This window comes from Pseudomonas sp. PP3 (genome assembly GCF_905336995.1).
In the GTDB taxonomy this organism is placed as follows: domain Bacteria; phylum Pseudomonadota; class Gammaproteobacteria; order Pseudomonadales; family Pseudomonadaceae; genus Aquipseudomonas; species Aquipseudomonas reinekei.
Map to the genome: position 1 here is coordinate 3,635,698 of NZ_HG995459.1, position 20,889 is coordinate 3,656,586.

The 20,889-nt window shown below is 60.3% G+C and carries 11 protein-coding genes; 6 read left to right on the forward strand and 5 right to left on the reverse strand.

Annotation, left to right across the window (positions count from 1 at the left end; all coding sequences use genetic code 11):
* The first annotated feature begins 44 nt into the window (after positions 1–44).
* Positions 45–1,082 carry a GGDEF domain-containing protein gene (locus KHO07_RS16450; protein ID WP_212624896.1) on the forward strand — a complete coding sequence of 346 codons (1,038 nt, stop codon included), beginning with the start codon at positions 45–47 and terminating at the stop codon, positions 1,080–1,082.
* Between the two features lie 33 nt (positions 1,083–1,115).
* Here the strand turns inward: KHO07_RS16450 and KHO07_RS16455 are convergent, their stop codons facing one another.
* Complete coding sequence (locus tag KHO07_RS16455) at positions 1,116–2,975, reverse strand: ABC transporter ATP-binding protein (protein WP_212624897.1); 1,860 nt, start codon at positions 2,973–2,975, stop codon at positions 1,116–1,118.
* A gap of 184 nt (positions 2,976–3,159) precedes the next feature.
* Between KHO07_RS16455 and KHO07_RS16460 the strand changes: the two genes are divergently transcribed.
* Both KHO07_RS16460 and KHO07_RS16465 read left to right on the forward strand, forming a co-directional pair.
* A complete protein-coding gene (locus KHO07_RS16460; RefSeq protein ID WP_075945282.1) occupies positions 3,160–3,462 on the forward strand; it encodes a metalloregulator ArsR/SmtB family transcription factor in 303 nt (100 codons plus the stop codon).
* Between the two features lie 61 nt (positions 3,463–3,523).
* Positions 3,524–4,498 carry a zinc-dependent alcohol dehydrogenase family protein gene (locus KHO07_RS16465; RefSeq protein WP_150732536.1) on the forward strand — a complete coding sequence of 325 codons (975 nt, stop codon included), beginning with the start codon at positions 3,524–3,526 and terminating at the stop codon, positions 4,496–4,498.
* 40 nt (positions 4,499–4,538) lie between these two features.
* On the opposite strand, the gene KHO07_RS16470 is transcribed toward KHO07_RS16465, so the two are convergent.
* From KHO07_RS16470 to KHO07_RS16480, 3 genes are all read right to left on the reverse strand, one after another.
* A protein-coding gene (locus KHO07_RS16470) for an IS3 family transposase (RefSeq protein WP_212624898.1) occupies positions 4,539–5,761 on the reverse strand; the annotation gives its coding sequence in 2 pieces (ribosomal slippage) (positions 4,539–5,410 and positions 5,410–5,761; 1,224 coding nt in all).
* Between the two features lie 112 nt (positions 5,762–5,873).
* Positions 5,874–7,397, reverse strand: coding sequence for a phospholipase D family protein (locus KHO07_RS16475; protein WP_212627649.1), 1,524 nt, complete (start codon positions 7,395–7,397; stop codon positions 5,874–5,876).
* Between the two features lie 177 nt (positions 7,398–7,574).
* Entirely contained in the window at positions 7,575–8,291 is a 717-nt protein-coding gene (locus tag KHO07_RS16480) for a class I SAM-dependent methyltransferase (RefSeq protein WP_212624899.1), read from the reverse strand.
* A 352-nt stretch (positions 8,292–8,643) separates the two neighbouring features.
* Here KHO07_RS16480 and KHO07_RS16485 point away from each other — a divergent pair, with 352 nt between their 5' ends.
* A complete protein-coding gene (locus KHO07_RS16485; RefSeq protein ID WP_212624900.1) occupies positions 8,644–17,295 on the forward strand; it encodes a glucoamylase family protein in 8,652 nt (2,883 codons plus the stop codon).
* Between the two features lie 73 nt (positions 17,296–17,368).
* The gene (locus KHO07_RS16490; RefSeq protein ID WP_212624901.1) at positions 17,369–18,103 is read left to right on the forward strand and encodes a Crp/Fnr family transcriptional regulator; all 735 of its coding nucleotides are present in this window, start codon (positions 17,369–17,371) and stop codon (positions 18,101–18,103) included.
* 51 nt (positions 18,104–18,154) lie between these two features.
* Here KHO07_RS16490 and KHO07_RS16495 read toward each other — a convergent pair whose 3' ends face one another.
* Positions 18,155–19,357, reverse strand: a complete 1,203-nt coding sequence (locus tag KHO07_RS16495; protein WP_212624902.1) for a XylR family transcriptional regulator — start codon at positions 19,355–19,357, stop codon at positions 18,155–18,157.
* 175 nt (positions 19,358–19,532) lie between these two features.
* Here KHO07_RS16495 and xylA point away from each other — a divergent pair, with 175 nt between their 5' ends.
* Positions 19,533–20,849 carry a xylose isomerase gene (gene xylA / locus KHO07_RS16500; RefSeq protein ID WP_150732527.1) on the forward strand — a complete coding sequence of 439 codons (1,317 nt, stop codon included), beginning with the start codon at positions 19,533–19,535 and terminating at the stop codon, positions 20,847–20,849.
* Positions 20,850–20,889 lie beyond the last annotated feature (40 nt).

The window sequence follows — 20,889 nt, forward strand, 5'->3', positions numbered from 1 at the left end:
ATTAGTCGATACTTGAAATACCCCTTAGCAATTGGCGCGCCCCAATGGATCAGATTCTTTCCCTTCTCTCCGATACCATTCCCAAAGCCCAAACCCTTGAGCAGCTCACCCGTCCCTTGCTGACCCTGCTCAGCCAGATTACCGGTATGGAGTCGACGTATCTGACGACCATTGATACCGACGAAGGTGTGCAGCGTGTCGAGTTCGCACGCAATGTCGGTGAAATGGTGATTCCTGAAGGGCTGGTCGTGCCGTGGGCAGACACGCTGTGCAAGCGGGCGCTGGATGAGAATCGGATGTACTCGGATAACGTAGCCGAGTGTTGGGGCGACTCGGAGGCCGCCGCGGCGTTGGGCATCAGAACTTACGTGAGCGCGCCCATCCGATCCCAGGATGGGCAGGTGCTGGGGACGGTCTGTGCCGCCAGTTCGGCTCAGGTGACCCGCGCTCCTGAAGTGGAGCCCTTGTTGAAGCTGCTCTCAGGTTTGCTGGGCTATGCCCTTGAACGTGGGCTGCTCGTTGAGCGACTCCAGGCTGCCAACGCCGAGTTGACCAAGCTGGCCTTGACCGATCCCCTCACCGGCCTGTCCAACCGGCGTGCCATTCTGAACGATGCCGCACGCCTGTTCGCCTTGGCGCAGCGGGAGAAAAAGTACGTACTGATCGGTGTCATCGATCTGGATGGGTTCAAGTTCATCAACGATACCCGCGGCCACCTGGCAGGCGACGAGTTATTGCGTGGTCTGGCCACCCAGCTGCAGCATGGCCTTCGAACCAGCGACATCATCGGGCGTACGGGAGGCGATGAGTTCATCGTGATCGCCCTGGGTACGCCCTCCGAACATTCAGACCTGGCAAAAGACATGCAGCATGCCGCCAACCTGCTTCAGGATCGCCTGTCCAAAGCGACGATAGGCCGATATGAGTTGGGCCATGGTCTTGGTGATATTCAATACACCGGCGCGAGTGTTGGGGTCGTGGCAGTCACACCGGGCAGCATGACTGTCGACGAGGCCACAAAGCTGGCCGACCGCGAGATGTACAGGGTGAAACAGCAGCGAAACGCTCAACGGTTGCAGTAATGACGTCTGCGGTCTTTTAAAAAGCCCCTTCGTTCAAGCCTGATCCACCGCCTCGACCACGCCCTTGTCCTCACCCAGGAACCCGCCACTCTGATGCTGCCACAGCCGCGCATAGACGCCGTTTCTGGCAAGCAATTCGGTGTGGGTGCCCTGCTCGATGATGCGGCCGTCATCCATGACGATCAGCCGGTCCATGGCCGCAATCGTGGACAGCCGATGGGCGATGGCGATCACGGTCTTGCCCTGCATCATTTCATCGAGGCTTTCCTGAATGGCCACCTCGACTTCCGAGTCCAGCGCGCTGGTGGCCTCGTCAAGCAGCAGGATCGGCGCATTCTTGAGCATCACCCGGGCAATCGCCACGCGTTGGCGCTGGCCGCCCGACAACTTGATGCCCCGCTCGCCCACCAAGGTGTCGTAGCCGGTGTGACCTTGCCGGTCGCTCAGTTGGCTGATGAATTCATCGGCCTGGGCATTGGCCGCGGCGCTGCGGATTTGCGCGTCGGTCGCATCCGGACGGCCATAGGCGATGTTGTCGCGAATGGAACGGTGCAGCAGCGAGGTATCCTGCGTGACCATGCCGATGGCGCTGCGCAGGCTGTCTTGCGTCACGTGTGCGATGTTTTGGCCATCGATGCGGATCTCCCCGCTGTCGACGTCATAGAAGCGCAGCAGCAAGTTGATCAGCGTGGATTTGCCGGCGCCGGAGCGGCCAACCAGGCCGATTTTTTCACCGGGGCGGATGCTCAGGCTCAGGCCATCGAGCACCTGGCGTTCGCCGTTGTAGTTGAAGTTCACCTTGTCGAAGGTTACCGCGCCACCGGAAGTCACCAGCACGCTGGCGTCCGGCGCGTCCTGCACCTTGGTGCCGAGGGTCAGCGTCGCCATGCCGTCCTGCAGGGTGCCGATGCTCTCGAACAGCGAGGTCATTTGCCACATGATCCAGTTCGACATGCCGTTGATACGCAAAGCCATGGCGATGATTGCCGCCACGGCACCTGCGCCGACCTCCCCCTGGTGCCATAGCCACAGCGCATAACCTCCTGCCCCCATGATCAACGCTACCACCAACGCCTGGTTGACGATCTCGAACTGGCTGACCAGGCGCATCTGTCGGAAGCCGGTCAGCTTGAAGTCCTCCATCGCTGCACGCGCGAAGTGCGCTTCACGATTGGAGTGGGAGAACAGTTTCACCGTCGTGATGTTGGTGTAGGCGTCCGAGATACGCCCGGTCATCATCGACCGCGCATTGGCCTGCTCCTGCCCGACTTTCCCCAAGCGGGGCACGAAGTACAGCATGGCCAGCGCGAACAACACGACCCAGGCAACGAACGGCAGCATCAGTTTCAGCGCAAAGCCGCCGGCCAGGGCGATGATCGCAATGAAGTACACCCCGATCCCGGGCACGATCTCGATCAGGGTGAACAGCACGTCGCGCACCGCCAGCGCCGTCTGCATGACCTTGGTGGTGACCCGGCCGGAAAACTCATCGGAAAAGAACGACAGGCTTTGCCGCAGCATCAGACGATGGAAATCCCAGCGCAACCGCAGCGGCAAGTTAATCGCCAATATCTGGTGCTGCACCATCGTGCGCAACGCCACCAGCCCGACACTGGTCACCATGACGATGCCCATGCCCCACAACACGCGACTTTCCTGGGCCGCCGCCTCCCCGCCCGCCTGCCAGGTCGAGAGCAAGTCCACGACCTGCCCGAGGAAGGAAAATAGCCAGGCTTCGTAAATCGACACCGCGGCGCTGAGCAGCGCAAGCGCAAGGACGTAACCGCGGGCGCCCCGTGTACAGGCCCACAGGAAGCGGGCCAGTCCGTCGGGTGGCGGTGGTACCTCGTCAGGAGGAAATGGGTCGAGCCTTCGTTCAAACACACGAAGCATGGAGTTCTCCAAATCGATCAAAGTGAGGGGATTCTGCCATTGATCGGTAGCTTTGAGGGTTTTGCGGGGTTGAAGTGTGGCGCTGTTGGCCGATTGTCATGAAGTTTTAGTTGCCGGGTTCAACGCTCGAAGAGGCTCTTATTTTTCGTATTGACATATCGGTAAATCTCGATATCCTCGACTCATGGACTTACTCGAAATCTTCAAAGCCCTCTCAAACCCTACGCGACTTGAAATCTTGCAAGGTTTGAAGGATCCCGCAAAGAACTTCCCTCCTCAGGATGAAGGTGACGTTCTCGTGGTGGGCGTCTGCGTCAGCAGTATTCAGCAAGGTATCGGACTGTCGCAGTCGACGGTCTCTGGCTACCTTGCAACGCTGCAGCGTGTGGGCTTGGTCGAAGTCAGGCGCATTGGACAGTGGACCTACTACAAGCGAAACGAAGCAACCATCCGTGTTCTTGCTGAGCTCATAGGGAAAGAGCTGTAATTTTTTACCGCATGATATCGAGATATCTCGATATCCCTTTTTATCGATATGAGGTTTCACAATGAAAGCGATGATCCTTAAAGCATTTGGCGGCCCTGAATCATTTGAATTGCGCGACGTGCCCAAGCCGGTGCCGCGTGCGGGACAAGTCCTGGTGCGGGTACATGCCACCTCCATCAATCCATTGGATTACCAGGTTCGACGTGGCGACTACCCCGACCTGGTCCCACTGCCAACCATTACCGGACACGACGTTTCCGGCGTCGTCGAAGCCGTTGGGCCGGGTGTGACGAACTTCGTTCCAGGAGACGAGGTCTGGTACACCCCGCAAATATTTGACGGCCCGGGAAGTTATGCCGAGTACCACGTTGCAGCCGAAAACATTATCGGCAAGAAGCCTGCCTCACTCAGCCACCTTGAGGCGGCGAGCCTGACCCTGGTGGGTGGGACGGCGTGGGAAGCACTGGTCGTGCGTGCAGCGCTCAGAGTCGGGGAAAGCATTCTTATACACGGTGGTGCCGGAGGGGTCGGCCATGTGGCGATCCAGCTCGCAAAAGCAATAGGCGCAAAAGTGTTCACGACCGTGCGCGAAGCAAACGTTGAGTTCGCACGTAACATGGGTGCCGATGTGATCATCGACTACGAAAAAGAAGATTACGTTGACGCCGTCATGCGGGAAACGGGTGGTCGTGGCGTTGATGTCGTGTTCGACACCATCGGCGGCAACGCCTTGACGCGCAGCCCCGACGCGCTCGCGCAACTTGGCCGCGTGGTCACGATCGTCGACATTGCACAACCACAAAACGTCGTTCAGGCCTGGGGCAAAAACGCGAGTTATCACTTCGTTTTCACACGACAGAATCGCGGCAAGCTTGATGAATTGAGCGCTTTGATAGAGCGCGGTCAGCTGCGGCCACACGTCGGCGCTGTCTATTCACTCGCCGACCTGGCGCTCGCCCATGCCCGGTTGGAAAGTCCCAACAACGGCCTTCAAGGCAAAGTCGTGATCGCAGTGGAGCCATCGCTCATCTCGTAAGTGTGTCTAGTCCTGAAATAGGTTTACACCTGTTTCAGCCTCAAAACGCCCGATGCACCGCATCGGGCGTTTTGTATTTCAGCGACAGATGAGGCCGCTCGTTGTTATAGATCTGCACCGACTCGTCCACCATCCGGATGGCCTCTGCAAAATCTTTGGGGCGATACAGCAATAACTCGTTTTTCAAAATCCCGTTCACACGCTCAGCCAATGCGTTTTGGTAGCAGTCGTAGCCATCGGTCATTGAGCAGGTGATGCCGTATTTGGCATGCAGCCGCTGATAAAGCTCGGAGCAGTATTGGGCGCCTCTATCCGAGTGATGCACCAGGCGTTGCTCCGTTGTCCGCTGCCTGAGGGCTTTGTTGAACGCCTGGATCACCGATTCGGTGTGCAAGCTTTCATGGACATGGTGCCCCACGATTTTTCGGGAGTACGCATCGGTGATCAAACTCAGATAAGCCACACCCGTTTGCGTCGGTAAGTAGGTGATGTCCGCAACCCATACTTGCTCTGGCGCCTTGGCGACTACCTGAATAGGCCCATCTTTGAGCAGGTTTGGATGCCGGTGAAAGCGATGATGGCTGTCTGTCGTTTTGTGATAGGCCCGTCTGCGGGGAACCAGTTCGCGCCGATCTCGCAAGATATCGAATAAACGGTCTCGACCAACCTTTACGGACACTTCTGGCTCAGTGCGCATTAGATTGTGAAGTTTTCGGGTGCCAAGGCGCGGCTGCCTAAGTCGCTTTTCCCTCACGAATCCCATCACTTCCTGGGCATGACAGGCCCGGGCATCACACGCCCGGTTGCGCTTGTAATAAGCCTGACGGGAAATCCCCATGAACTGGCAAGCCCTACTGATGCTCAGGCCTTGGATCTGCCCTTGGGAGAGGACTTGCCGGATCGCTTTTTTACGACAGAAACACCGAAGTCGTTCTTCAAAACGTCAACGACGGCTTCGAAAAACTGAGCTTTCTGGTTGGCTTGGGCAAGCTTTTCTTCAAGCTCTTTGATTCGCTGTTCGGGTGTCAGCGGTTTATCGGGCTCATCCATGGAACGGGGTCTCTTGGAGCGAATGGACGCGCCTTGACTCCAGTCCTGCCGACCATGCCTGCGTAACCAGTTCAGTACGGTCGTTTTACCCTGAATGCCATAGCGCTCTTGAGCCTCTTTATAACTCAACTCGCCTTTTTCGACCTGATCGACGACCGACAATTTAAAGGTCAGCGTGTAATCACGCTGACTGCGCCTTTCTCCCGTATTCATTACTCCCTCCTGAGAATGGGTCAGAAGGTGTAAACCTTATTCAGGACGGGACAGTGAAAGGAAAAAGGGGGACAGAACTTGTAATCTGTCCCCCTTTTTCCACTCGTTCGATCTAAAGCATTTTCTCCAGACCAATCGCGTCGCTGAGCCAGGCTTTGAAGCTGCGCCATTTGCCGCCGGGTTCTTTGCGCAGGGTATACAGGCGGCCGTCGTCTTCGGCGATCCAGACGATTTCGCCGTTTTCCAGGCGAGCCTGGTAACTCACGGCCGGTGCCATGCCCTCCTCCGCCAGCTTGCGCATGTAGCCCGCCAATTCAGGGCTGTCGACCAGCACCCCGACCTCCGTATTCCAGAACACCGAACGCGGGTCGAAATTGAAGGAACCGATGAACACCTTCTGCTTGTCGAGGATCATGGCCTTGGTGTGCAAGCTGGAGTCCGAACCACCGCTGAAACCAAAGGAAGAGCCGCCACCGGGATCGTCCGGCTGGCGCCGCAGCTCATAGAGCTTCACGCCATGTTCGAGCAGGGTTTTGCGGTAAGGCGCATAGCCGCCGTGCACTGCCGGTACATCGGTGGCTTCCAGTGAGTTGGTCAGCAGCCGCACATCAACACCGGCGTCGGCACGCCCGAGCAGGTAGCGCATGCCCGGCTGTTGCGGGACGAAATACGCCGAGATCAGGATCAGCTCCTTGTTGACGCTGTCGAGTTCAGGCCGCAGTTGTGTGGCCATCAATAGCGCGCGGTTTGGTTCGCCATCGGCCAGTACTTTGCTCGGGGCATCCCACATTGCCGTGGCATGCGCCCAGATAAGCTGCCGACGCCAGGTCGCGAGTTGCGGTTGCGTCCGGTAGGTCATGAGGTGGTCGAACAGGGCCTTGTTTTCGATCCGGGTGCTCTGCAGCGATTGCTCCAGGCGTTGGCGGCTCTGGGTCAAGTCTTCGGCTGTCGGCTTGTTGATCAGGAAGTCACTGATCGGCTGGCTCAGGGCGCTGTTCCAGTATTGATCGAAGCTATGGCCCAATTGCTCGGAAACCGGGCCGAAGCACAACAGGTCCATGTCGGTGAAATTGAGGTCGGGCTTGGCATCGAAATATTCATCCCCCAGGTTGCGCCCGCCGACGATCGCCGCGCTGTTGTCGGCCAGCCACAGTTTGTTATGCATGCGCCGGTGCTGTTGGGACAGATTGAGCAGTCGGCCCATGGTGCGGGTGACCAGGGTGCTGCGCCCGAGATGCAGAGGATTGAAGACACGGACATGGATGTTCGGGTGCACGGCCAGGGTCGCGATGACTTCTTCCTGACCGTCGCTGGCGGTGTCATCGAGCAGTAGGCGAACCCGTACGCCACGATCGGCGGCCAGCAGCATTTCACGTACCAGTGCCCGGGTGCTCAGCCCGTTATGCACAATGTAGTACTGCACATCGATGCTTTTCTGCGCGTTGCGGATCAACTCGGCACGCGCGCGGAACGCTTCACTGCTATTCGGCAGCAGGCGAAAACCCGAGCGTCCCTGATGCCGGGCGGCCTCTGCCTGGATCGAGCGCCCGAAAGCCGAATCAGCAGCGGGTATTGCCTCGCTGAAGTCACGGGGCAAGCGTGTGGTGACGCAGCCAGCGAGAATCAGTGCAAGCATCAGGGTGAGGAAGAACTGGGATGTGGGCAAGGCGCTCGTCCTCAACCTCGATGGGTGGGCAATCGGCACATCTCAGTCTAGTAAACCCAGACTCTTGTTCCACATTTAAAACAAATTCGTAATTCCCCCTCCTCGGATTACTTAAAAAGGTACTTCACGGGTTACCGGGAAAGAGTTTCAAACCCTTTTAAACGTCAACCAAGCCCCCCAGAACAAGCTGCTGAAAAAACGTGTCGCGTCCCCGAATCCGGCGTCGTTCAGCAGTTTTTGCACCGCTGCCTCAGAATGTGGCGGATCAGCGCCCTGGAGGATTTTCCCCAGTTTGACTTTCACCTCATCCGGGCCAGCCCCCTGCTGCCGCCACCGCTGGCCCCAAGCGGCCAGCAATAGCGGTTGGCTGGCATAAGCGTATTGGTTGCCCGCGACAATCAACGGCGCACCCGGCTTCAGATGAGCGCGAATGGATTGCAACAGTTGGTGTTTGGCATCATCCCCCTCCAGATGATGCAGGACACCGATCAACGTAGCGGCATCGTAGGACTGGTCTGCGTCGAGATCTTCAATGTGCCCCAGATGCAGGTCCGTTCTTTCAAGCAAGTTGTTCAGCTTTAACTGATGCTTCGCTGACTCCAGCATGGGTTCGGATGGATCAACCGCCGTGAAGCGCCAACCCGGTTCCAGGGTTGCCATGGCAATGATTTCCTGCGCCGTGCCTCCAGCGCCAACGATCAGTATCTTCGCCGAGGCTGTCGTGCTGAGGCTTGCCGCCAGCATGCAGGCAGCAAGGTCATGACAGGCGTCATACCCCGCGAGTGCAATACGGCTCTGGCGTCCGTACTCATTGGCCCGTGCGGTATCAAATTTTTCAGCTGGGTTGAGCGGTAATGATTTCAAGGTGGTTCTCCATGTCCTTGAACCAAGTTAAGGCAGACCTTTCCATAATAAAAATTCATTAATTTCATGCACTGAATTCCTCTCAGGAATAACTCCATGTATTAGCAATATTTAACAAACCTCATGAACCCGTGCCCCGTCCAGCGCCCAATTGTTGGATCACTGCTTCGGCGGGCCTGTTTCTCCAGATCGCTCGCTATGTTCGCTAACGAACAGACCAACCGCCCTCCTGCCCCTCACACTCGAAGCTGAAAAGCCACGTCAAAAAGGCGCTGCTCGGTGCTGGCGCAATGCGTTGGCGCACCTTTCAAATGCGCGCAATTTCAGGCGTGCGTTTCTGGCACAGGACCTTATGAACAGCATATGGACACGCATCCAAAGGGTGTTTACTCGCTCGCCTGGCTTTTGGCGAACCGGACAATTTTCCCCACCTAAATTCAAGTACGAGCCGATCTTGCGCTCGGAGCTTTTCAGTGCCGATCAGATGGCCAGCCACGGCATCACCCTGGCCGGGCAGCATCGTCTGACCTCCCTGTCCTCGCGGGACTCGATGCTGCGCAGGCTCGATGACAACGAGCAATTACTCAAACGCAGTTGTACCGCGCTGTCCAACGCGCAGTTGTCCAGCCGACGGGTAACGCCCGCAGCGGAATGGTTGCTGGACAACTTCTTTCTGGTCGAAGAGCACATTCGAACCGCCCGCTCGCACCTGCCCAAAGGCTACAGCCGCGAGTTGCCACGCCTGATCAACGGCCCGTCCGCCGGGCTGCCTCGGGTCTATGACATCGCACTGGAGACCATTTCCCATGGCGACGGTCGCGTTGATGAACAAAGCCTGTGCCGCTTCATTGTTTCCTATCAGACCGTGATGCCCCTAGCGCTGGGCGAGCTGTGGGCGGTACCGATCATGTTGCGTCTGGCGCTGATCGAAAACCTGCGGCGAGTGGCCTCGCGGGTCATGGCCAACGCCGATGACCGCAATATGGCCGATGACTGGGCCGAGCGCCTGATCGAAACCTCGGAACGCGACATCAAGAGCGTGGTGTTGACCGTGGCCGACATGGCCCGCTCCGCGCCACCCATCACCGCCGCCTTTGTCGCCGAGTTCACCCGCCGCCTGCAGGGCCAGAGCACTGCCCTGGCCCTGCCCTTGAACTGGATCGAGCAACTGCTCAGCGAGACCGGGTCGAGCATCGAACGCCAGGTGCAGCTCGACGCGCAACAACAGTCAGCGGACCAGGTGTCCATCAGCAACAGCATCGCCAGCCTGCGTTTCTTGTCCGCCACTGACTGGCGCGAGTTCGTCGAGTCGATGAGTCATGTCGATCAGATACTCAGGGAAGACCCGGCGGCCGTTTATCCGGCGATGGATTTCAGCACCCGGGACAGCTATCGGCATGTCATTGAGCGCCTCGCCCGAAGAAGTCCCCAACATTCGGAAATCCAGGTCGCCCGCACCGCGATCAACCTCGCCGCCAGCGCACAGGCCAAGGTTGACTGCCCAGTGCTGGCCCGCCACGTCGGGTATTACCTGATCAGCGCAGGCCTGCCCACGCTGGAGCGACGACTTGGCGCCCGGGTGCCACTCCATGAGCGCTGGAACCGTTTGTTGCAGCTGTCGCCACTGATGTTTTACCTGGCGCCGGTGGCTTTTCTCACGCTCATCTTCGCCTGGCCACTGCTGGCCTCCGCGTGGCGCGACGGGATGGCAGATGCGGCGCTTCTGTTACTGGCGATCCCCTGCCTGGTCATGACCAGTCGACTGGCGATCAGCCTGATCAATTGGTTGGTGACGTTCAGTCTGGTGCCGGCGGTATTGCCGAAAATGGATTACGCCGGGGGTATTCCCGATGAGGCGAGAAGCCTGGTGGTGATCCCGACGCTGATTGCCAGCCTGGCCGACGTGGACGAACTGGTGGAAGGCCTTGAAGTGCGCTTTCTGGCCAACCGCGACAACAACCTGTATTTCGCCTTGCTCAGCGATTTTCTCGATGCCGCGCAAGAAACCGAGCCCCAGGATGCCGAACTGCTGACCCAGGCCAGCCGTGCAATCACCCTGCTCAACCAGAAATACGCGGACGGCCTCAGCGACCGCTTCTTTCTGCTGCACCGGCCGCGGCGCTGGAACGCGAGCGAACGGGTGTGGATGGGGCATGAGCGCAAACGCGGCAAGCTGATCGAGCTCAACGCCCTGTTGCGTGGCCAGGGGCAGGACCGTTTCGATGCCATCGTCGGCGACATCACCCCGTTGAGCACGGTGCGTTACGTGATCACCCTGGACACCGACACCCTGCTGCCCCGCGATGTCGCCCGCCAATGCGTGGCGGCGATGATGCACCCGTTGAATCGGCCGTTGTTTGATCGTGCCGGTGAGCAGATCGTCTCCGGCTACGCGGTGTTGCAACCGCGAGTAGGCATCAGCCTGACCAGCGCCACGCGCTCGGTCTACGCCCGACTGTTTGGCAGCGACGCCGGGGTAGACCCTTACACCCGGGCAGTGTCAGACGTTTATCAGGACCTGTTCCAGCAAGGCTCGTTCATCGGCAAGGGCATCTACGACGTGGATGCGTTCACCGGCGCCCTGGAAGGCTGCCTGCCGGACAACCAGATCCTCAGCCACGACCTGATCGAAGGCTGTTATGCCCGCTCCGGGCTGCTCAGCGATGTGCAACTCTACGAGCAATACCCCTCGCGCTTCGGGGCCGATGTCAAACGCCGCCATCGCTGGGTTCGCGGCGACTGGCAACTGCTGCCGTGGACACTGCCCTGGGTACGCAACGCCGACGGCAATTGGGTGCACAACCGGCTGAGCGTGATGGCGCGCTGGAAGATTCTCGACAACCTGCGCCGCAGCCTGGAACCGCTGGCGCTGGTGCTGATGCTGTCATGGGGCTGGTTTGCCAGCAGCGCGCCTTTCAACTGGTCGCTCACCGTGATCGGGCTGCTGGTGATTCAACCGTTGCTGCGGGCGGTGACCGACCTGATGCAACCCGTCGCCGATGTGCCCTACGGCCAATACGTGCGCGCGGTGCTCGGCGATCTGGGGCAGGACCTGGCCCGGGCTGGTCTGACCCTCGCGTGGCTGCCCTTCGAGATGTTCTACAACGCCGATGCGCTCCTGCGCTCGCTGTGGCGAATCGGCTTCAGCCGACGCCTGCTGTTGCAATGGCAACCCTCGCGGGAGGTGGAGCGTGCCACTGAAAACCGGCTGTCCGCTCTCTATCGGCAGATGTGGATTCAGCCGCTGGTGGTCCTGGTTTCACTGGGCTTGCTGGCGGATAACCCACAGACGCTGGCCATCGCCAGTCCGCTGCTGCTGGCATGGCTGGCGGGGCCGTGGATCGCCTGGCGACTCAGCTCGCCCCCCGGGCAGTCGACCTTCGCACCGTCGGCGGACCAATTGCGTTTCCTGCGGTTGCTGGCGCGCAAGACCTGGGCGTTCTTCGATCAATACGTCGGGCCTGAGGATCACTGGCTGCCACCGGACAACGTGCAGGAAGAACCGAAGCCCGCGATTGCCCATCGCACCTCGCCGACCAACATGGGCATGTCCCTGCTGGCGCATCTGGCCGCGCACGACTTCGGTTACTTGAGCACCGAACGGTTGCTGTCGCGACTGGCGGCATCGCTGGACAGCATGGACGGCCTGGAGCGTTATCGGCAGCACTTCTACAACTGGTACGACACGCAGACCCTGGAGCCGCTGCACCCGCATTACGTCTCCACCGTCGACAGCGGCAACCTGGCGGGGCTGCTGCTGACCTTGAGCGTCGGCCTGAGGCAGCTTGCTGACGCTCCGATGTTCGGCCCCTCCGTGGTCAAAGGCCTGCGCGATACCCTGAACATCCTGGCAGATGCCCGGCGCGCCTCGGGCGCGGATGAAACCGCCCTGAACCCACTGACAAAAGCTCTTGAGCATGCCTCACCAGTAGAGACAACCGATGCTCTGACAGACCTGCTGAACACGGCCCGCCTGAGGGTAGACGACAGCCCCGCAGACACCGACGAGGAAAGCCTCTACTGGCGCGAAACGTTTCTGCGTCAATGCAGCGACTGGACAGAAGAACTGCAGCGCTTTCGCCTCCCCGCCCCGCTGGCCGCCATGCATCCGCCTGGCACCTTGCGCCAATGGGCCGCGCTGAACCCCGCTGACTGGGCAGCCGAGCATCACGTTCAAATCGAACAGGTGCGCCGTATCGCCGGCAAGCGGATGGAAGATCTGGAGCGGCTCGCGTTGCTGTCGTCATCGCTGGCGCAGATGGACTTTTCATTGCTTTACGACAATCAGCGCGACCTGTTCGTCATCGGTTACAACGCCGAGGAACTCAGGCTCGACAGCGGTTACTACGACTTGCTGGCCTCCGAAGTGCGGCTGACCAATTACGTGGTCATCGCTCAAGGACAAATCCCCCAGCGTGCCTGGTTCACCCTGGGCAGGCTTCTGGGGGAGAACGCGGGGGTGCCGACGTTGCTGTCCTGGTCGGGTTCGATGTTTGAATACCTGATGCCCATGCTGGTCATGCCCAACTATGACGGCAGCCTGCTGGACCAGACTTGCCGCGCCGCGGTAGCGGTACAGATCGAACACGGCGATTTGCTGGGCATTCCGTGGGGCGTTTCGGAGTCGGGTTATTACACCCTCGATGCGCATTTGAATTACCAGTATCGCGCCTTCGGCGTTCAGGCCCTTGGGCTTCAGCGCGGGTTGAGCAATGACGTGGTCATCGCCCCCTACGCCAGCGCCCTGGCGTTGATGGTCAACGCCGATGCGGCTTGCGTGAACCTGCAACGGCTCGCCCAGCAAGGCTCGTCGGGACGGTTCGGTTTATATGAAGCGGTGGACTACACCGAGGCTCGCTTACCGCGCGGCCAGAGCAACGCCGTGGTCCGCTCGTTCATGGCTCACCACCAGGGCATGAGCCTGCTGGCCTTGACCAGTCGCTTGCTCGATCAACCCATGCAACGACGATTCGAGGCTGACCCGGCGCTGCAATCAGCCCTCTTGCTGTTGCAGGAACGGGTGCCGAAATCCGCTGCGCCGTACCTGCAAACCGCACAGTCGCCCGTGCTCGGTGATGAAGGCCTGGGCCAGGACACCGGGCTTAGGGTGTTCGCTGACCCGGGCAGTAAACGTCCCGCCGTGCAGTTGCTGTCCAACGGTCGCTACCACGTCATGCTCACCAGCGGTGGCGGTGGCTACAGCCGCCGCCACGACATGGCCGTCACCCGTTGGCAGGAAGACACGTCCCAGGACAACTGGGGAATGTTCTGCTACTTGCGCGATGTGCAGTCCAATGCGGTCTGGTCGGCCGCGCATCAGCCAACGTTGCAACAACCCGAGAGTCATGAGGCTATCTTCAGTGACTCCCGTGCAGAGTTCCGGGCGCGCAACCTGGATTTCGACACTCACCTGGAGATTGTCGTCTCGCCTGAGGACGACATCGAACTGCGCCGCCTGCGGGTCACCAACCGCGCATCAGCGGCCAGGACGCTTGAAATCACCACCTATGCCGAGGTGGTGCTGACATCCACGGCCAGCGATGCCATGCATCCGGCGTTCAGCAAGCTGTTCGTGCAAACCGAACTGCTGCCGGAGCTCCAGGCGATTGTCTGCAGCCGCCGTCCACGATCCAGCGACGAAGCGACGCCGTGGATGTGCCATTTGCTGGCGGCACACGGCGTGGACATCAAGGCGATCTCCTATGAAACCGACCGTGCCCGGTTCATTGGCCGCGGGCGCAGCCTGGTCTCACCGGCGGCGCTCGATGCCGATTGCCTGGACTTGTCCGGCAGCGCAGGCCCGGTGCTGGACCCGGTGGTCGCAATCCGCTGCCGGTTTACCCTGCAACCCGGCCAGCAGGCCACCATCGACCTGGTCACCGGCGTCGCCGACACCCGTGCTGACTGCCTCTACCTGATCAACAAATACCGCGACCGCCACCTCGCCGACCGGGTGTTCGACCTGTCCTGGACCCATAGCCAGGTGCTCCTGCGCCAGCTCAACATCTCGTTGGCCGACGCCCGGCTGTTCGAACAGATGGCCTCGTCGCTGCTGTATGCGAACGCCTCGATGCGCGCCGACAACGCCGTACTGATCGCCAATCGGCGCAATCAGTCGGGGCTCTGGGGTCAGGTCATCTCCGGCGACCTGCCCATCGTCTTGCTGCAAATCCAGAGCCTGGACAACATCGCCCTGGTGCGGCAGTTGATCCAGGCCCACGCCTACTGGCGGCAAAAAGGACTGGTGGTCGACCTGTTGATCTGGAACGAAGACCAGGCCGGCTATCGCCAGCAACTGCAGGACGCGATCATGGGCCTGATCACCTTAGGCAGTGAAGCCACGCTGGTGGATCGTCCGGGGGGGATTTTTGTGCGTGCGGTGCAACAGCTATCGAACGAAGATCGCGTGCTGGTGCTCTCGGCCGCCAGACTGGTACTGAATGAAGGTTCCGGCAGCCTCGCCGAACAGATTCATCGCCGCAAGGTATCGCCGGTGCACGCGCCCTTCATTGCAATGCGCAATTATCAAGCGAGCCCGGCCGTGGCTTGGCCCAAACCTTCAGCACTGCTACTGGACAACGCGTATGGCGGATTCAGCGCCGATGGCAGTGAATACATCATCAGCGGGCTGGCGAGCCAATCGACGCCGGCGCCATGGGTCAATGTGATTGCCAATGCACAATTTGGCACGGTGGTCTCGGAGACCGGTAGCGCCTACACCTGGGCCGAAAACGCCCATGAGTATCGCCTCACGCCCTGGCACAACGACCCGGTCACCGATCGCGGCGGTGAAGCCATTTATCTGCGGGATGAAGAGACCGGGCACTTCTGGTCTGCCGCACCTTTACCCTGCCCCGGCAAAGGCCCCTACCAGACCCGCCATGGTTTCGGTTACAGCGTGTTCGAACATGAAGAAGACGGCATCTACAGCGAGCTGTGGATCTACGTGGCGCTGGACGCACCGATCAAGTTCATGCGGCTACTGCTGAGCAACCGCTCGGGACGCAGCCGGTCACTGTCGGTCACCGGGTATGTGGAATGGGTGCTGGGCGATCTGCGCAGCAAGTCGGCGATGCATGTGGTCACCCAATCCGATCCGGCCACAGGCGCCCTCTTCGCCCGCAACGCCTACTCGGTGGAATTTTCCGAGCGCGTGGCGTTCTTCGACACCGACACGGTCGATCACGGTGTCAGCGGTGACCGTACGGAATTTGTTGGACGTAGCGGCACCCTGGCCTCGCCGGCAGCGATGCAACACGCCGGATTGTCCGGGCGCGTGGGCGGCGGGCTGGACCCTTGTGCGGCCCTGCAAGTGTCGGTCGAGCTCGTCGATGGCCAGAGCAAGGAAGTCATCCTGCGCCTGGGCGCGGCCACCTCGAGCAACGCCGCCAGCCAACTGGTGCAGCGCTATCGGGGCAACATGGTCGCCGCCGAACAATTGCACCAGGTCCGCGAACACTGGCGCTCCTTGCTCGGGGCCATACGTATTGAAACCGCTGCGCCGGCGGTCGATGTCATGGTCAACGGCTGGTTGATGTATCAGGTCATCGCCTGCCGCTTCCAGGCCCGCAGCGGTTTCTACCAGTCGGGCGGCGCCATCGGCTTTCGCGATCAGTTGCAGGACAGCATGGCAATGATCCATGCCGATCCGGCGGCCGTGCGTGCCCATCTGTTGCTGTGCGCCGCTCATCAGTATGCAGAGGGTGACGTGCAGCATTGGTGGCACCCGCCGATGAACCGAGGGGTTCGCACTGCTTGCTCCGATGACTTCCTGTGGCTGGTGGCGGCCACCAACCGCTACGTCGAAATGACTGGGGACGTGGCTGTACTGGAAGAGCGCACCGGCTACCTGGAAGGACGCCAATTGTCAGCCGGCGAAGAGTCTTACTACGACCTCCCGGGGGCTTCGCCGCTGCAAGAGTCTCTGTACCAACACTGCGTGCGTGCCATCGAACATAGCCTGCTCCGTGGCCAGCACGGGCTGCCGCTGATGGGCTCCGGCGACTGGAACGATGGCATGAATCGCGTCGGCCATCTGGGAGAAGGTGAAAGTGTCTGGCTGGGTTTCTTCAGCCACCAGGTGTTGATGCAATTTGCGCTGATCGCCCGCCTGCAAGGTGATCAGGCCTTCGCCAAACGCTGCAGCGACAGCGCCGCGGCACTGCAACACAATCTTGAGCACAGCGCCTGGGACGGCGCATGGTACCGCCGAGCCTGGTTCGACGACGGGCAACTGCTCGGCTCGGCGAGCAACGAAGAATGTCGCATCGACTCCATTGCACAAAGCTGGTCGGTGCTTTCCGGGGCCGGTTCTGCCGAGCGCCAGATCAAGGCCATGCAGGCACTGGACCAGCATCTGATCAAACGCGACATCCGCGCCGTGCTGCTGCTCGACCCACCGTTTGACAAGGGGGCGCTGGACCCGGGCTACATCAAGGGCTACGTCCCCGGCGTGCGCGAGAATGGCGGGCAGTACACCCACGCGGCCGTTTGGGCGGGCATGGCGTTCGCGCAATTGGGGGATGCCGGCAAAGCGTGGGAGGTGCTGAACCTGATCAATCCCGCCGCCCCTGGCAACGTCGCGCGAATAGACACTTACAAGGTCGAGCCCTATGTCATGGCAGCCGACGTCTACGGCGCCCCGCCCCATGCCGGGCGAGGCGGCTGGACCTGGTACACCGGGTCGGCCGGCTGGATGTATCGGCTGATTGTCGAGTCATTGCTCGGCGTGCAACGCAGCGGTCGTACGCTGTGCCTTGAACCGTTGATACCCGCCGACTGGCCGGGCTTCAAGTTGCACTACCGCTTCGGCAGCACCTTTTACCACTTCGATGTGCGTCAGGGCAGTTCGGCCCGCACCTCGATGACCCTCGACGGCCAGCCGCTGAACGGCAATGTGCTGACGCTGGAAGACGATGGCCTGGAGCGTTGGGTTCGGGTCGATTGCCGCGCCCGCCTGCCCGGGCCTCAGACGCTGGAGTACGCGCATGCGGTCGATGAGTAGACATTGATCCCCAGCCGCGGCGTGCATGGGAGTACCCTGACTCGGTACTCACTCGCGCCACGGTGTCCTGTCCATGCCTGCTTCCCCCCAGCCAACCCACAATCACCTGCTCGCGGCGCTGCCAGCCGACGACCTGCAGCGCCTGGTTCCGCATCTGGAGCAGGTCAGCCTCGGGCTGGGTGATGTGCTGTATGAACCGGGGGATACCCTGCGCCACGTTTACTTCCCGACCGACGCCATCGTTTCGCTGCTGCACGTCACGGAAAACGGCTCGTCCGCGGAAATTGCCGTGGTCGGCAATGAAGGCTTGATCGGCATCGCCCTGTTCATGGGCGGCGAAAGCACTTCCAGCCGGGCGGTGGTACAGAGTGCCGGTGTTGCCTTTCGCCTGCCGGGGCAAAAGCTCAAGAAAGAGTTCAACCGCCACGGCGACCTGCTCCTGCTGATGCTGCGTTACACCCAGGCGCTGATCACGCAAATGTCCCAGACCGCGCTGTGCAATCGCCATCACTCGATCGATCAGCAATTGTGTCGATGGCTGCTGTTATCGCTCGATCGCCTGCCCGGCAACCGCCTGAACATGACCCAGGAACTGATCGCCAACATGCTCGGCGTACGCCGCGAAGGCGTCACCGAAGCAGCCGGCAAACTGCAGCGCCAGGGCGTCATCGAGTACAGCCGAGGGCAGATCACGGTACTCGACCGCCCCCGCCTGGAACAGCTCAGTTGCGAGTGCTATCTGGTGGTCAAGACCGAGACTGACCGTTTGCTGCATGACAGCCGCGGTCGAACGTCCATTAAGGGTTGATGGCGGCCACCCATGACTGGACAATGGCCGAAAACCACCCTTCATGGGCCGTTATCGTCCAGAAGCGGACGACCGCTCATACCGTGCACCCTGCTGATATTCACGAGGCGTACAGCCAAACTCGCGACGAAACACCGAGTGTAGATATTGTGCAGATTTGAAACCGCAGGTGCGGGCAACGTCCGCAATTGCGGTGTCGGTATTTTCCAGCCCGCTGGTGGCCGCCGCCAATTTGAAACGCAGAATCTCGTCGTGCACGCTGCAGCCTCGCTCAGTTCGAAAGTGCGATTCCAGCGATGAACGCGAGACGCCGACATAAGCCGCCACTTGCGCGGTCTTGATGCCCTGGCACGCATATTGGCGGATGAACAGCAGCGCTTGCATGACGTAGGGGTTGCCCAGCGGTTGGTGCAAACTCGACACCTGCACGTTGACCGCATCCGGCGGGATCAGGATTTGTGTGCCCATGGACGGCATGCCGTGCAGCATCTGGTGCAGTAGTTGCGCGGCGGTGCGGCCCATGGTTTCGGTGCCCTGGATGACCGAGCTCAGGGGGACACGGGTCAGGCTGCGTGTCAGGGGGTCGTTGTCGATACCGATCAACGCCACCTGCTCCGGCACGGCGATTCCGGCGGTGAGGCAGGCTTGCAGCAACTGCCGGGCGCGGGCATCACTGACGGCGATGATACCGATGGGCTTTGGCAGGCTTTGCAGCCAGGCGATCAGTTGTTCGACGGCGCTGTCCCAGAGCGGTGCGCTGGTGCCCATGCCGCGATAGACCTCGGCGTGCAAGCCGTCACGTTGCATCAATCGTCGAAAGGATTTTTCCCGTTCCTGGGCCCAACGATTGGCCTGCGCTTCAGGCAGGCTGAAGCAGGCAAAACGCTGCAGCCCCGCCTCGATCAAGTGTTCGTAAGCCAGGGTGATCAGTGCGTTATTGTCGGTGGCGACGTAAGGAATGCCTTTCGGGTAGGCGCGTTCATCCTGATAGGACCCCCCCACTGCCACCACCGGCAACTTGATGTCGGCCAGCGCCTCGCCAATCAGCGGATCGTCGAAGTCGGCAATGATCCCGTCACCTTGCCAGCGCTCGATCCCCTTCAACCGGCAGAGAAAGTCCTCTTCCAGGAACAGGTCCCAGGACGCGCGGGTGCTGCTCAGGTAGTCGCCGATGCCGCTGATGATGCCCCGGTCATAGATCTTGCTCCCGTTGAACAACAGTGCGATGCGGTGAACAGGCGGTACTGTTTTCATTGTTTTTAGGCTTGTTCCGGGGCCCCTGTCACGGAGGCGGTTTGCACAGACTAGGCGCGCAGGCGACGAATCTCAATACGCAAAATCGCACCCTGCTTTGGTGATTTTCATAATCAGCAGGCAGGGGGCCGTTGCTAGTATCGAGACACCGCCAAGAACAACAAGGTCATTGCCCATGCAGTACTTCCCCGATGTCGACAAGATACGCTACGAAGGCCCTGCCAGCGATTCTCCCCTCGCCTTCCGCCACTATGACGCCGACAAAGTCATCCTCGGCAAACCCATGCGCGAACACCTGCGCATGGCTGCCTGTTATTGGCACACCTTCGTCTGGCCAGGTTCCGATGTGTTCGGTGCAGGTACATTCAAGCGCCCATGGCAACATGCCGGCGACCCGATGGAACTGGCCATTGGCAAGGCAGAAGCCGCATTCGAGTTCTTCTCCAAACTGGGTATCGATTATTACTGCTTCCATGACACGGATGTCGCCCCGGAAGGCAATTCGCTGAAGGAGTACCGCAACCACTTCGCGCAGATGATTGATCACCTGGAGCGACACCAGGAAGAAAGCGGCATCAAGCTGCTGTGGGGCACCGCCAACTGCTTCAGCAATCCGCGCTTTGCCGCCGGCGCCGCCAGCAATCCGGACCCCGAAGTGTTCGCCTTCGCCGCAGCCCAGGTCTTCAGCGCCATGAACGCGACCCAACGCCTGAAAGGCTCCAACTACGTGTTGTGGGGCGGTCGCGAAGGCTACGAAACCCTGCTCAATACCGATTTGAAACGTGAACGCGAGCAACTGGGCCGCTTCATGCGCATGGTGGTCGAGCACAAGCACAAGATCGGTTTCAAAGGCGACCTGCTGATCGAACCCAAGCCGCAGGAGCCGACCAAGCACCAATACGATTACGACAGCGCCACCGTGTTTGGCTTTCTTCAACAGTTCGGCCTGGAAAAGGAAATCAAGGTCAACATCGAGGCCAACCACGCGACCCTGGCAGGTCATAGCTTTCATCACGAGATTGCGACGGCCGTATCGCTGGGAATTTTCGGCAGCATCGACGCCAACCGCGGTGATCCGCAAAACGGCTGGGACACCGATCAATTCCCCAATAGCGTCGAAGAAATGACCCTGGCCACCTATGAAATTCTCAAGGCCGGCGGTTTCACCAATGGTGGCTACAACTTCGACTCCAAGGTTCGCCGCCAGAGCCTCGATGAGATCGATCTGTTCCACGGCCACGTCGGCGCAATGGACGTCCTCGCGCAGTCCCTGGAGCGGGCAGCCGCCATGGTGCAAGACGACCAGCTTCAGTTGCTCAAGGATCAACGCTACGCCGGCTGGCAGCAGCCGTTCGGGCAGGCGGTGCTGACGGGTGAGTTCAACCTTCAATCATTGGCCGAACATGCCTTCGCCAACGAATTGAATCCGCAGGCTGTCAGCGGCAGGCAGGAAATGCTCGAAAACGTCGTCAACCGGTTCATCTATCGCTGATCGCCAACGGTGTCCTCGGGCGCAACAACCCTGTGACATT